At 39.9% G+C, this 14,227-nt stretch carries 8 protein-coding genes; 3 read left to right on the forward strand and 5 right to left on the reverse strand.

The features are described from left to right. Positions 1 to 376 precede the first annotated feature (376 nt). Positions 377 to 1,567 (reverse strand): DUF3747 domain-containing protein, encoded by a 1,191-nt coding sequence (locus ACOCD9_RS10650; RefSeq protein ID WP_419547395.1) that lies wholly within the window; start codon positions 1,565 to 1,567, stop codon positions 377 to 379. 464 nt (positions 1,568 to 2,031) lie between these two features. Between ACOCD9_RS10650 and ACOCD9_RS10655 the strand changes: the two genes are divergently transcribed. Then, the gene (locus ACOCD9_RS10655) at positions 2,032 to 8,169 is read left to right on the forward strand and encodes a translocation/assembly module TamB domain-containing protein (RefSeq protein ID WP_419547397.1); all 6,138 of its coding nucleotides are present in this window, start codon (positions 2,032 to 2,034) and stop codon (positions 8,167 to 8,169) included. Between the two features lie 82 nt (positions 8,170 to 8,251). Further along, the gene (locus ACOCD9_RS10660; protein ID WP_287701740.1) at positions 8,252 to 8,743 is read left to right on the forward strand and encodes a GNAT family N-acetyltransferase; all 492 of its coding nucleotides are present in this window, start codon (positions 8,252 to 8,254) and stop codon (positions 8,741 to 8,743) included. Here the strand turns inward: ACOCD9_RS10660 and ACOCD9_RS10665 are convergent. Continuing rightward, positions 8,723 to 8,869, reverse strand: a complete 147-nt coding sequence (locus tag ACOCD9_RS10665) for a hypothetical protein (RefSeq protein WP_287701742.1) — start codon at positions 8,867 to 8,869, stop codon at positions 8,723 to 8,725. The genes ACOCD9_RS10660 and ACOCD9_RS10665 overlap by 21 nt on opposite strands. Before the next feature lie 221 nt (positions 8,870 to 9,090). Here ACOCD9_RS10665 and ACOCD9_RS10670 point away from each other — a divergent pair, with 221 nt between their 5' ends. Further along, positions 9,091 to 9,594 carry a hydrogenase maturation protease gene (locus tag ACOCD9_RS10670; RefSeq protein ID WP_287701744.1) on the forward strand — a complete coding sequence of 168 codons (504 nt, stop codon included), beginning with the start codon at positions 9,091 to 9,093 and terminating at the stop codon, positions 9,592 to 9,594. Here the strand turns inward: ACOCD9_RS10670 and ACOCD9_RS10675 are convergent. The 3 genes from ACOCD9_RS10675 to ACOCD9_RS10685 all read right to left on the reverse strand — a co-directional run bounded on the left by ACOCD9_RS10675 (position 9,521) and on the right by ACOCD9_RS10685 (position 13,836). Then, positions 9,521 to 11,203 (reverse strand): mechanosensitive ion channel family protein, encoded by a 1,683-nt coding sequence (locus ACOCD9_RS10675; protein ID WP_287701745.1) that lies wholly within the window; start codon positions 11,201 to 11,203, stop codon positions 9,521 to 9,523. The genes ACOCD9_RS10670 and ACOCD9_RS10675 overlap by 74 nt on opposite strands. 3 nt (positions 11,204 to 11,206) lie before the next feature. Next, positions 11,207 to 12,304: a saccharopine dehydrogenase family protein gene (locus ACOCD9_RS10680; RefSeq protein ID WP_419547399.1), complete on the reverse strand. Its 1,098-nt coding sequence runs from the start codon at positions 12,302 to 12,304 to the stop codon at positions 11,207 to 11,209. Positions 12,305 to 12,396: 92 nt separating this feature from the next. Next, complete coding sequence (locus tag ACOCD9_RS10685) at positions 12,397 to 13,836, reverse strand: sensor histidine kinase (protein WP_419547447.1); 1,440 nt, start codon at positions 13,834 to 13,836, stop codon at positions 12,397 to 12,399. Positions 13,837 to 14,227: the final 391 nt, after the last annotated feature.

The raw sequence follows: 14,227 nt of genomic DNA on the forward strand, positions 1-14,227 counted from the left end.
GATATCAGCCAGACTTGGAAACTATCTCATCAAATTAGTCCCCCCATAGAACCCCCTTGAGCCATCTTGCACACTTTTCTCTTTTTGTCAAATTTTATGTTAAGAAAGATGTGACTAATGGATAGCTTGATAAGGGGGGTGCCGATAGGCGGGGGGATCCCCCCTTAATCCCCCCTTAATAAGGGGGGCATCTGACAACTTTTAACGCCTACCTACTTATCTTTAGGCCTTTTTGAGATCAAAAAGTTCTGGGACTGGGAGTGAGCGGGGGGAAAATTGGGGGACTTTTGCCCTGAAAATTAGGTAATTGACCCCCTAAAAATGGCTGAAACCCCACAACCTACCCCTAGGAAAAACTTTTTGCCGCAAACCCTACTTATTTTTTGGCGGTTTTAACACAATCGAGGGTACGGACGATGGCGGCTGCTGCGTAGTTACGACGGGCGGGATCATTTGGTACAAAAGCACTACCCTGTTCGTTCAAGGGAGAGGCCACAGCGCAAAATCCCGACATCTGGGTAATTAAACTGGCGGCCCAATGACCAGAAGTATCGGAAAAATTGGTGGGGGTTTTAGTTTGGGCTAAATCGGGGGCTTGTTGTTGTTGAGTTTTCAGGTAGGTGGCGGCCTGTTTGAGAATCGCCATCAATTCGGCCCTAGTGATGGGGTCGGTGGGACGGAATTCGCCGTTAGCTTTGCCGGCAACAATACCATTGGCCCGGGCCCATTGGATTTTTTTGGCACTCCAGCGCGTCGCTTCTACGTCGTTAAAACTGCCGCTGCCGGGGGGAATATCTTCTAGGTTAATTTTGGTGACAGTTCCCATCCCCTCAATAATCATCGAGACGAATTGTTCCCTGGTGACGGGATTTTCGGGGCGGAAGGTGTTATCTTCTTTAAAACCAGCCACTACCCCAAGCGCGATCGCTTTTTCAATCTCAGTTTTATAGATATCGCCGCTAATATCCTGAAAACTGGCCCCAGAAGTGGGGGGAGGAGTGGTTTCGCTGACGGGAGGTCTGCCGGTGGCTGCGAGAACTTCCGTTTCTTTGCCGCTAAAGTAGAAGTGGCCTAAACTTTTGCCTTGGAAAGTACGACGGCTGAATCTCCAACCCGGTTCGAGGATAATTTTCATAAATCCTGTTTGCATTCCTCGGGTTCTTCCCACCACTAATTCCGGTCTGCGGGCATCCCGGGGAGTTCCCACTAAGTATAATTCGCCATTGCGTTCCACAATACGCAGGATGTAATCTAGCCCAAAATCCCGGCCATCGAGACGGATAGAATAACCATTACTATCGGTGGCGCGGCGACAAATGCCGGTAAAGTCAAAGTTGAGAAGCAGCGGGTCGATCATGACGGGATTTGAGCCGCTTTCGCTCCAACACTTCTGTTTTCCCTGGATTTGTTCCAATACTAGCAGGTCAAATTTATTACCTCCGTAGGGACGAGCGATCGCTACTATCTGGCTCTGCTCGATGTCCTGTTCGTCAAAGTTGGCCGCTGGTGTGGCAGTTATGCCCAAGGTCATTAGGGCGGTTAGGGCGATCGATAATCTGGCTTTCATGATCTTTATCTATAAGACGATTTTTGCAGTAAAAATAATAGACGTGCTAATCCCAATATTCTAAGACTGAATGCTTCCAGTTGTTGTTCCAGACTGCGCCGGATTGTTGTCTGTCCGCACAAGTTTTCTCTCTATCTTCAATTTCCGAACCTATTGATCCGAGCAATATTCTGCTTGAACTGGTGGGGTGATCAATATTCATTCGGTTGGCTGTTGAAAGTGGCGAGATTTTGGCGGATTGTCGAAAATTTTAGCCAGCCATTTCAGTCTTAGGCTAAGATGGGGAGAGAGGCTTTTAATTGGCCGCATCCCTTGACTTCCTCACAGGATTTAAACCCAATAATTGCCTAAAAAATTGCAATTAATCGATTGAGGACTATCAGTGCTGCGGTGAAGATGTCAACATAGTTCATTAGCTCTGGTGAGCCATTGCCCTTTCTTTGGTGTGTGTGAGGTAAACAATTATGAGTAATTCCCCCGGCGATCCTTCTCCTCGTCCTAATCTTTTTCTGAGTATCGGTCGATTTGTCCGCCGGCCTTCTACTTTAATTGTCGGGGGAATTACTCTCCTAGGAATTACCTCCCTTGGCTATTTTACGACTCGTTATTTAGTTTATGAACGTCTCACCCCAATTTTAGACAATATCTTCAGTGAAATGCTGCACAGACCCGTCAGGGTAGGTAAGATAGAGGGCTTTTATTTTAATCGCATTCGTATCGGTAAATCGGCAATTCCAGCTACGGCCAATTCTGCCGATAGTTTATCTATTGATGCGATCGAATTGGGATTAAATCCGCTGCCCTTACTTTTAGGTCTGCCGCTGCCGGTTGATGTCAAGTTAATTAATCCCAGTATTTATCTCGATCAGGATAAAAATGGTCAATGGCTCGATAATTTAGAAAAAATAGCTAGTAACTTTGATCGGGAGGCACCCATTAGGTTAAATCTGGGTTTTCAGGTGGAGAAGGGAGCTATTACTATCCAACCCTATGCCCTGAAAAAACCGATAGAAATTAAGGCCGATGGTCAAGGAAGATTTATTGATAATCAAAGGCAGCCTCTCACCTACGATTTTAGCGCAGAAATCCTCAAAAGTCAAGTAAAAATTCAAGGAGAAACGGCGTTAAAAACGGGTGAAAGCCTAACTAATCTTCAGATCGACCGTTTAAACTTAAGTCAACTATTAACTTTAATTCCTAATCGCAATTTTCAATTAAATCAAGGACAAGTAAATGCTAATATTGCTCTCAATATTCCCAGTTGGGCAAAGCTAAATCAAAGTCAAGGTAATGGCAATTTTCAGGTGACGGAAGTAGCGGGAAAATTCCAACCTTTTCAGTATCCAATTAAGCTAACAACTAAGTTAAATTTACAGGGAGACAAAGTATTAGTTGAACAGGCGAGCGCAACTATTGGCAAGATTAAAACTGAGGTGAGAGGAGAAGTAAATTGGCAAACTGGTTATCATCTCAATGTCGCTCTAGAATCGGTGGATTTACAACAGCTTTTAAGAATTATTTATCTGCAATCACCTCTAGATTTACGGGGAGAAGCACGCTCTACTTTTCAAGTGACGGGAAAATTAGATCAACCTCTAATTAAAGGAACCGTTAGCAGCAGCAAACCGATTATTTTTGAGCAAATTCCTATTAAATCAATAACCAGTAATTTTCAAACAAATCTCAATAATCTTAATTTAGATAAAATTAAAATTAAACCCGTCGCAGGTGGAGAAATTAAAGGGGAAGGAAAATTGCAGTTAAATATTCTGCAATCCCTGCAAAAAAATCAACCTCTTGACGGGACAAAAATGCCGATTAATTTGAATTTACAAGCGCATTTTCCCACGAGAAAAATCTTATCTCAATTCGCGACAATTCCCGCTAAAATTAATATAAATGATCTGCAAGCTAATATTAAAGCTAGGGGTAGTTTAGGACTGCCACAATTATTAATTAATTGGCAAATACCCACGGTTAATCAGTCAGGATTACTCAATGTTGCCGGGGAGGGTAAAGTATTTTTAGGGGGCAACAAAATAAATTTAACCGATACGGTCATTAAAACAAATGGCGGCAAACTACAGGTTAATGGTAATGGTGATTTTACCAGCAAATTAGTCCAGGCAAAAATCACGGGCAATAACTTTTTATTGACTCCTTTTGTGCCTCTTGTTTGTCAATATTTAGATAGTATTTGCCCCTACCTAGAAACCTTAGAACCCTTAAATTTAGAGACAGCTAATATTCAATTTAGTGGCAAAATTGACCAACTTAATATTAATACTTTAAACGGAATTGCTAACTTAGGAATTAGCGGTAAACAAGGCACAATTTTCGTCAATAGTCAAGTATTGCAAGGAAATCTTCAGGCTAACGCTTTCTTAGCGGGATTGCCGATTAATTCCCTATTGCCTAACTTACCAACCCAGGTTAAATTAACGCGATCACAAATTAATTTACAGGGTTATTTAGGGGAATTACTGAATAATAAAAATAATATTTTCAGCAGTTGGCAAGGTCAAGGGAATATGGAGTTATTAGTAGATAATAATCCTTTAATTGCCACAGCTAAACTGAATCGAGGTTTCCTGACAGGAACAGTTAACACTGGGGGAATTAGTCTCAATCCTCTAGTGGAAAATTTAACAGTTCCCGTCAGTTTAGGCAAGACAAAAATTAACTTTGCTGGTAGAATAAATTCTCTGATTAGCGGTACTTTAACGGATTTACAAACTTGGCGCGGAGAAGGAGATATACAGTTATTTGTCAATAGTCAATCTCTAAGAACGACAGCCCAACTGGAACAAGGTATTTTAAGTGGTATAGTTAATACGGCAGGCATTAACTTAAATCCGTTTTTACCCAAGATAAATATTCCTGTTAGTCTAGGAAAAACACAAGTCAATTTCACTGGTGCAATCAATAATTTACTAGCGGGAAAAATCCCTAATTTGTCCACCGTCAATGCTAGGGTAAATACTCGGTTGTTAGTGGATAATAATACGATTAATACTGATATTCAGTTAAACAACGGGATTTTTAATATTCTCAGTAGTTTAGAGAATTTTCAGACTAATATTCCCATACCTTTGAATATTTACCAAACCAGGTTTCAAGCAACAGGAAATGCCCAAACTATTTTCGACTCCCTGCTAGAAAAACGACTCAACTTAAGCAGTATCAAAGCAGTTTTTAACTCTCGTATTAATGTAGCTAAAGGAGAAATTAAAGCTAAGGGACAACTGAATAATAATTTATGGCAAAGTGATATTATTGCCGCTAATCTTAATCCCGCTGCCGTACTAGGACAATTACCAGGAATAAAATCAATCTCGATTCCTCACTTAGATTTTAAGGCCAATTTAGCGGGAAACATTCAAGAAATTTGGCAGGGAGTAACACCGATTCAGGTTAATAATCTTTCGGCACAGTGGGGAGAAAATAGCTTTGATGTGCGCGGAAATATTCTTTTAGCTAATCTTACCAGTCAACCTGATATCGCTGAGGTTAACTTAAATCTACAGGCAAAAACTGACTTTTCTACTATACCCTTAGATCAGATTATATCGCTTTTACCGATCGATCCTCGTTTGAAACCCAGAGAATCGACACTGACAGGGTTCGGAGAATTTCAAGGAAAAATCACAGGAAAAAATCTCTTAACTGCGTGGCAAAAAGTGGGAAATATACAAATCAAAGGAGATATAAATTTAGCTAACTTTAGCATTAATGATCGACCCTTTGAACCTATCTTAAAAGGAAGTATGCAAGCAGGAATTGGTCAAAATATTAGTTTAAATCTGCGGGGAAATCAGGACATTATTGACCTAACTTTCGATCCTTGTCAACAAAAGAATTGTCTGCTGCCCTATCTTCCCTTAGGGATAAATATTCGCCAAGCTTTTGGAAATAAGACTCCTTTTCTAGCAACAGCTAAACGAAGCGGAGAAAATTTAAATGTTCAGATTGCCAATTTTCCCCTAGAAATCCTGAAAATATCTCCAACGGCAGCCTATAATATTCCAGGGATTATTGCTGGACAGATGAATGCTAATCTAGACATCAATTTATTTAACTTACAGGGACAAGGACAACTAGAGATTAATCAACCTAGTTTAGGTAACTTAATTGGGGAAAAATTAACGGCAAATTTGGTTTATCGGGATTCCATAGTCCAACTGCAAGCGGGGAGTTTACAAGCGGGTGCAAGTCAATATAATCTGCAAGGTTTATTTAATTGGCAAACCCAAGCAATAGAAGCTAAACTCAGGGTAGATCAAGGTTATATTCAAGATTTATTATCAGTTGCTAGTATCTATGATTTAACCAGTTTAATCAACCTTTTCTCCTCGGAGAATAACCAGACTATTCAACTTAGTACACTAGGAGTAGGTAATCCCGAAGCGTCCCTAGCACAACAGGTAAATTTGCGGGCAAAAATTGAAGAAATAATCCAGCAATTAGCAGGTAAAAGAGGGGTAGTCGGGATACCTTCTGAACTAGATTTTCGCGGCCGTTATCAAGCAAATATAGCCTTAATTGGGACTTTACGAAATCCCGATCTTAGCGTACAATTTCAGGGCAATCGATGGGAATGGCGACCACAAAGACCGACGGTAAATATTGTTAACCCTCTGGGAATTGTCACCACCGATACCCAATTAATTCCGATTGATGAAGTAACAATTAATCTTAACTTAAATCGTCAGTTGCTCAGGATAGAACCGATTAGATTAAAATCACGAGATTCTTCCGTATTTTTAGCGGGTGATTTTTCCTTAAAAAAAGTAGAGGGAACTTTTGCTGTGGAAAATCTTTCTCTCGATCTCTTGAGAAATTTCGTCCAGTTTCCCTTGGATGTATCCGGTAGTCTAAAAACTCAAGGACAAATTACAGGAACTTTATTAAATCCTCGTATTCAGGGTAACTTTGCCTTTATTGACGGTGCAATTAATGCCCAAAATATTAATCAGGATATAATTGGTTTATTTACCTATAATCAGTATCGTTTTGATTTGCGGACAACCTCCTCGGAATCAATCCAACTTTATGCCAGCATTCCCTATCCTCCCCTACCGGGTAATGATCAATTAAAAATCCAAGCAAAATTGGGAACCGATGCACTCAAATTAATTGAAGCTATCAGTCAAAACACCATTGAATGGGTTAACGGTGAGGGAGAGGTACTTCTTTCAGCGACGGGAAGATTAGATATAAAAGAGGGTTTAAAAATCAAAGATTTAGAAGCAAATGGTATAGTTACTCTCGATAATGCCGCTATCCGCAGTGTTGCTTTTCCAGAGATTTTAACCGTAAATGGCCGCATTGGGTTAACCCCTGAAAACTTAACAGTAGAGGAATTACAAGGCTTGATCGCTGACAGACAAATTTCTGTGGTGGGAGTTTTACCTTTCTTTCAAGCCTTCAAAAATAATCCTAATCCCTTAACAATTAATATTCAAGAGGGAGATATAGCAATTAATGGCCTTTATCGAGGATTAATTGCTGGGAATGCTATGATAACGGGAACAATTCAGCAACCAATTATCGGGGGTAATGTGCGTCTTTCTAGGGGTAAAGTTTTTCTTCCCCGCACAGCAGAAATTAATCAAGAAACAGATAAACCAGTGAGTCGCTGGCTGCAGCCTCTCAACATTCCTCAGACGACAAATATCACTCCAGTTTTAAATAATTTTCAAGTGTCTTTAGCAGGATTATCAATTGAACAAGAACCTTTGTATCAATTTGATTTTAGTGGTGCTTTAACCTTGAACGGTCCGCTCACTCCAGTAGAGAAATTACAAACCAACGGAGTAATTAATCTCGATCGAGGACGAGTTAGCTACATCGATACTCGTTTTCTTCTTAACCGACGCAATCAAAATGTTATTGTTTTCGATTCTAGTCGCGGGTTGGGACTTTTTAATCCCTTTGTTGATATTCAACTGCGAACAATTCTCAGCGAATTTTCTCAATCTCGCGATTTTGCTATTTCCCGTCCGGGGGGGGATTTTCCTAGTAATGAAATTCCCGATGATAGCCTCAATCGCATTCAAAGGATCGATGTCACCCTCAGCGTTGAAGGGGAATTAAATCGCTTGCTACCAAATTTAGGTCGTAACATCAATGAAGTGTGCCAAATTCGTCCCGATAGTCCACCTTTTCCCCTAGAGGAAAACTATACAAATGCAGAATTACAAAAAGTCGCTAATTGTTTACAAGCATTGGCTTTTGCTAGAGGTGAAGATGAGGGATTGCTTAATACTCCTCTAGTTAAATTAACTAGCACTCCCCCCCGCAGCCAAGGGGAAATCGTTCGACTGTTGGGGGAACAATTGCTGTCGGTTTTTAATGGTTTACAGGGAAAAAATACAGAACAATTAATTCAGTTTGGAGTGGTTCAGTTGGCAATTCCCCTCTTAGCTCAAGGAGTCGTGTATGATGTGGAGAATGCGGTTAGTAATGCGATCGGAGCAACGGATTTTAATATTCTTCCCAATTTGGAAACCGTCTATCGAGTTAATTCCCAGTCTTTTATCCGCTTCTCCTACGATTATAATTTGAATGAGTTTACCGTCCGCTATCAAACCCAATTTTAAGGTAAGATTGAGAGATATAGGAGAGTTCAGAAGTTAGGAGACAAGGCAAAATTAGGTTATACTTCATCTTACTTGATATTCTATGATTATTCGCGAGGCTAAAGAAACAGATTTACCAACAATTATCGAGATTTATAATGCTGCTGTTCCCACTCGCAAGGCAACCGCAGATTTAAAGCCTATTTCCCTCGAAAGTCGGCGAGAATGGTTTAAAAAGCACGATCCTGAACAGTATCCCATCTGGGTAATAGTGCTCGAAGGTCGGGTGGTGGGTTGGCTGAGTTTACAGATGTTTTATGGTCGTGTCGCTTACCAAAAAACGGCAGAGGTTAGTTTATATATTTCCCCCGATTATCAAGGTCGTGGAATCGGTAAATTATTAGTAGAATATGCCCTGAATTGCTGTCCAAAATTGGGTATATCTAATCTTATCTGTATTATTTTTGCCCACAATCAGGCCAGTATTCGTCTCTTTGAAAAATTCGGCTTTCAACGATGGGGTTATTTACCTCAAATTGCCGAACTAGACGATTTTCTGGCTGATGTAGTCATTTTAGGGAAAAAAGTCGCTTAAATAGGCAATTCTCCCCATAGCTAGACTAAATTCTAGACTTAATTGAATATCAGTATTTTCTGGTTCGCCTAAAGATGATTTCTGGGTGAGAGAAAAGAGATAGTCTTCATGACCCTTCCTTAGCATAATTTTTTCTCATCAAGAAACTACTATCAAGGCTTAAGTTTTCTTACCAGACTCAGTTAATTTATCGATTAGGTCAAGCTGTGTATCGAGATCATCCCAGATATCCTATACTTATTTTACAGCGTTTCTCATCAAGATGAAGTGTAATCTAATTTGATATCGACCACCGACTCCCCAAAACGAGAACTGTTTACCTCATCATTAAGATAACTGCTATAACCATGAATAATTTTAAAATACTGCTCATCGGCTATGGTAATACTTTAAGAAATGATGACGGAGTGGGAGTGAGAATAGCCGAAATTATCGCTGAGGAGAATTTGCCTCATGTGCAAGTCATCGCTACCCATCAATTGACTCCTGAGTTAGCAGCCGATATAGCTGATGCTTCCCTAGTTATTTTTGTTGATGCGGTATTATCTAATCAAACTGATATCCAGATAGAAAAATTAGCGGCAGTTACGGAATGGAATAATTTCGGTCATGCAGAAAGTCCTGCTTCTTTATTAGCATTAACTCAAGCAATTTATCAACAAAGTCCCAGGGCCTGGGGAATATTTATTCCTGCTATTAACTGTGAATTTGGTGAAGAATTATCAACAATAACTCAAAAGTGCTTGACAAATGGGATTAAAGCTATTAGGAAAATTATTACTTCTGAGAATTTGACTGAATACCAAAAGCAGGACTTTGATAATCTTCCGGCAGATAATTTTCAGGAATAGTGCTGTGATTGCCATCCCGGAGAGCCTTGTAGTGAGGAGACATAATTTCGATACCGACTTCGTTACATTTATCCTGAATATTTTGATGTAATTCAGAATAAATATACACCATTTTGCTAGGATGATCGGTGTAGGCATTTAGCTGATAGCTGACATAAAAATCATCGAGACTGGTTTGCAAGACAAAAGGAGCAGGTTCTGAGACAATAAATTGGGTGGCTAAGGCTGCTTCTTTCAGGGTTGCGTGAACCTTACGCCAAGGTAAATCATAACCGAGAGTGACTGTGGTTTGCAAAATTAAAGGCTGTTTGAATTCCCGTTGAGAGACAGTAAAGTTAATCACATTAGTGTTTAACAGCGATGAATTAGGAATCGTGATAATTCTATTAGACGGTGTGCGAATACGGGTGACTAATAATCCTTTTTCAATCACATCTCCAATAACATCACCAATAGAAATTTTATCTCCTAGTTGAAAAGAGCGGGTATAGATGAGGATAATTCCCCCCACCACGTTAGCGATAGCAGAGGTGGAACCCAAGGAAAATAGTACCCCTAAAAATACCGACACCCCCTGAAAAGCAGGAGAATTAAATCCGGGTAGATAGGGAAAAGCGATGACTATAGCTAAGGCAATTATCAGCAGTGACAGTAAATTATAGGTTGGTTTTGCCCAATCGGGATAGAAACCATTAATTACTAAATTTTCTCTTTCCAATCCAGTGAAAAATGGTTTAATTGCTCTCAACAGATAGTGAGTTATAAAAACAATTATCAGTATAATAAAAATATTGGGTAAATATTTTGCTATCTCTTGGGAAATAACTTCCAAAGCACTAAAAAAGTATTGCAGAAAACCATCACCAAATTTTCTAGTCCAGGGAAAAAGACGAAGGACAAAAGTTAAATAAAAATAGAGAATAGTTAAAATAATTAGAGTTCGGATAAATTGCAAAACTCTTAGGGAAAAAATTCCTATTGTCCTAGAACTAATAATCTCAAAATTTTGGAATACGACCCCAGGAACTAGGGAGGTGATTAATCTCTGAATCTGGGGAAAAACCCGCGAAGATATAAAAATTATTACCCAGAAAATTAAGACCGTGGACAAGGTGGCACTTACCGTCAAAGCTGCATCTTTTAAGAGGTTATCTGGTTGACGTTCTTGACGATAACGGACAATGGCTGCTTTAATCTTTGCCAAAGCTCGTTCGGCCAATACTTCTTGACTTACTGAGTGTAATTTGGCATCTTTAGAAGTAATAGTAGCAATAACTGTATCTCCCAAAATAATCGAAGGGTTTTTGTCTTCAGGATCAATTTTTATCGTTAAATCTTCAGGAGAAAGAGCATCGTCATCGGCAATTTTTTCAATTCTGGTTGTAATCGATTTCGCTCTTTCTTGCGCTGAAAAAGAACCTATTCCTTGCCGAATCGTAAAAAGTTCTTGATTATCAAGCATGACGGGAAAAACTTCTCCCAAAGTTTCCAGGGGTGTTTCCTGTCCTTGTTTAGCAGGATTATTCTGGGCCGCTATCATGAAGATAGGGGATAAAGTCAGTAACAAAACTAAACAAAACAGCCCTAGGTAACGCCAGATTTTTTTCATCTTCTAAGCCACAATTGCACAGGAGCGATCGAGTTTAATACCTCTTTTTTTCATCGTAGCATGGAATAGTTCTGTGGATAACACCTGTTCCACGGGATAAATCCCGGCTTTTTGGAGTTTTGCCGCTAAGATTAATTCTGCCACGCTGCCAGTTCCCCAGCCCGCTGCTTGGGCAGTGTTTTCGTGAACCATAGTTGCTTGATAAACTGCTTTTTGCTGCCCTTGCCATCCGGCGACTTTTGCTAACATTGCTACCCCAATTCCCGAAAATTTATCGGTTACTTCTGTCATGCGATAACTAACTTGGGAAAAAAACTCAATTCCCCGAGAACTTTCTACCCAAGCATCGGGAAAAACATGGGCAGTAATCCAAGTTAAATGATTATAAAAATCGGGAATAGAACCAAATTTTGTGATCACATTTTGCGCTTGAAAAGATTCAGCAAAAGTATAGGTTTCTGGCATATCAAACCAATAAACACCAGTTTTACCCAAAGGAGCGGGAAAGTCAATTACTTCTCTAGCAGTATAGGGTTTAATCTCTTGCCATTGTCCCTCAATCCAAGCTAAAAAAGGCTTTTTTAAGCCGAGAAAAGTAGTCCGCATCACGGTTAATCCCGCACCTCCTGAACCGGCTACGGCATAATTTAAACGGATCGTTTCTACCCTATCTAACTGTTCGACTCCCTCCCGCACTATACTATTAGAAATACCGGGAAAAATTCCCGTATTAACCACAGCAGTTATTCCCGCTTTTATCGCTAATTCTCGATAGGGGATTAACTTTTGATAAAAAGAACGATGATCACTAACATCAATATAATTGACTTTTTCTTCGATGCAAATTTTTACTACCCTGCCATCGCGATAATGAAAGGGACCGGCACAATGAATAACTAAATCACTATTTTTAATTGCCTGTCTAAGCTTGTCTATTTCTTCTAAATCTAAAGCCAAAAACTGCATTCTTGGCAGTAATTTAATGGATTTTTCCTTGCGTCCTGTGATAATAATTTTAGCTGCAGTATGATTAATAATATCTAGGGCGACACTTTGACCAATGCGACCAGTGCCACCTAAAATTAAAACAGTTTTTTCCATGGCAACTATCAATAATATTTGTTGCCCTAGTATAGCATACTCTTGGCAAGTTTGCCTATTTTTAAAGATGAAAAATTCAGAATAATCCCAACTTATTTAATGCGTCCGAGGGGCAAGAAAATGGTTAAAATCTCACCTTCTTCGGGTTTTTCACGCACAATAAATTTACCTCCCAAAGCTTGAAAAAGGTTTTTAGTCACCTTCATATTCAGACTTAAACTACCGGTTTCTGGTTGAAACATTAGGACTTTTCCTAAAGCTTTGAGAGTAAGATTAGGCGATTTTACCTGAGTTTGGAACTGCATTTTTAATTGATTTCCTGCCGTTGATATATGTACTTGCAACAGGCCACCACTAGCCATACTGCGAGTACATTTTTCCACGACTCCATTTAACATTTGATCCAATAAATTCGGGTCGCTAATTACCGAAGGCAATTTTTTCGGTACATTAACTTCTAAATTGACATTGCGCCGTTTAGCTTGTTTTTGCCACCGGGGAATACTATCTTGAAAGACTTTTTCTAGAGCAATTGGAATTAATTGAATCGGTTTATCCCCCAGAGGATTAATACCCAATTCTGCCGCTCGGAAAATTAATTCCATGCGCTGAATTTGTTCACTACATTCTAAATCGATTGTTTCTAGATATTTCTGCACATCTTCCGTTACTTTTGCCCGTTTTAATAATAATCGGGTAATGGTGCGAATGGTGGTTAAAGGGGTGCGAATTTCGTGGGTTAAAGCGCGCAATAATTCCAAATCACAACCCGATTCTAAATTAGAATTATCTTCCTTTGGGGGAGTGATTTCGGCATTGATAGACGATTTCGTTTTTTTCAGGTCTAAGTTAGACTGGTTGGGTAAATTTTGTAGTAATTGGCGACTAAATTGGCTAACTAGACGATAATCCGGCGAGGGACTGCCATTAGCCTCGATAATTGCCTCTAAAGTCTCGATTTGCGGATAACGCAGATTAACTAATCGTTGCCGCAACTGCTGCCAAGCTTGCTGAGTGAGGACGGGATCAAAGGAAAATTGAAAAGAGGACAAACCCCACTGATCCTCGCCTAAAACCAGCAAAAGAGCGAAACTTTCGCTAAAAACCAGACAAAATCTTTCATTAGCAATCGGATCCGTTGGCAAGAGAGGCAATTCATGAATCTCCGTCGGGGAAACATCGGCGGCGGATTTTTCCTGAGAAGGCAATTGAAAACCCGGCCATTGTAAATGTTTTAAAGCTTTAACAGTAAAAACACCGAATTTAAAACCCGTTAAAGCCTTGCTTTCTCTGACTAAAGCCGTCGGACCGGAGAGAATTAAACCCCGACTGGCGGCATTATTTGGGTTTTGTAATAAGATATTTTCTAAAGATGCGATCGCTGCGAACCATTCACTTTCCGCTTTCAGTTGCGAGCGCTTGAGCCATTCCGATAAATTAGGATAAAAAGCATTGGGGGTGAAAGTTTCCCGGTCCTGATGGTCAGTCGGCGGGAAAATATCGCTTAATTTCGGTAAAGACCCCTTTAACATCGTCTTCATCACTGACTAGATACAAATTCCTTACCTAGAATAGTACCCCCGTTAATGCTCATCCCATAACGGTAAAACCGAACTCTATTGGCAGTGATATCCGCGTTTTGATAGCAGTTATCTTAATGGTGAGGTACAAAGTCTCTGGTTTTTGGGAGTCGGTCGTCGATACCAAATTAGGTTACACTTCATCGGGGATGATCAGAAAGGCTGTATCAGTTAAGCTAAGACGCATTTAAACCGCTTATTCTTAGATTAGCCGAACCTCCCCCAATCCCTTTACTGTTGCCTTTTGCCTCTTGCCTCGTCTCAACAAGCAATTTAAATTACGAACAGCTTATCAGATCTGAGTTTTCAGTTTGCTGATCATATTTTTCTCTGATCCAGAGGA

It is taken from the genome of Microcystis sp. (assembly GCF_048564745.1).
Classification (GTDB): domain Bacteria; phylum Cyanobacteriota; class Cyanobacteriia; order Cyanobacteriales; family Microcystaceae; genus Microcystis; species Microcystis ichthyoblabe_A.

Coding starts and splice junctions, on each gene's coding strand:
- ACOCD9_RS10665 (WP_287701742.1), bottom strand. CDS start 8,869: ATGCTAAGGAAGGGTCATGAAGACTATCTCTTTTCTCTCACCCAGAAA.
- ACOCD9_RS10685 (WP_419547447.1), bottom strand. CDS start 13,836: ATGTTAAAGGGGTCTTTACCGAAATTAAGCGATATTTTCCCGCCGACT.
- ACOCD9_RS10650 (WP_419547395.1), bottom strand. CDS start 1,567: ATGAAAGCCAGATTATCGATCGCCCTAACCGCCCTAATGACCTTGGGC.
- ACOCD9_RS10660 (WP_287701740.1), top strand. CDS start 8,252: ATGATTATTCGCGAGGCTAAAGAAACAGATTTACCAACAATTATCGAG.
- ACOCD9_RS10680 (WP_419547399.1), bottom strand. CDS start 12,304: ATGGAAAAAACTGTTTTAATTTTAGGTGGCACTGGTCGCATTGGTCAA.
- ACOCD9_RS10655 (WP_419547397.1), top strand. CDS start 2,032: ATGAGTAATTCCCCCGGCGATCCTTCTCCTCGTCCTAATCTTTTTCTG.
- ACOCD9_RS10675 (WP_287701745.1), bottom strand. CDS start 11,203: ATGAAAAAAATCTGGCGTTACCTAGGGCTGTTTTGTTTAGTTTTGTTA.
- ACOCD9_RS10670 (WP_287701744.1), top strand. CDS start 9,091: ATGAATAATTTTAAAATACTGCTCATCGGCTATGGTAATACTTTAAGA.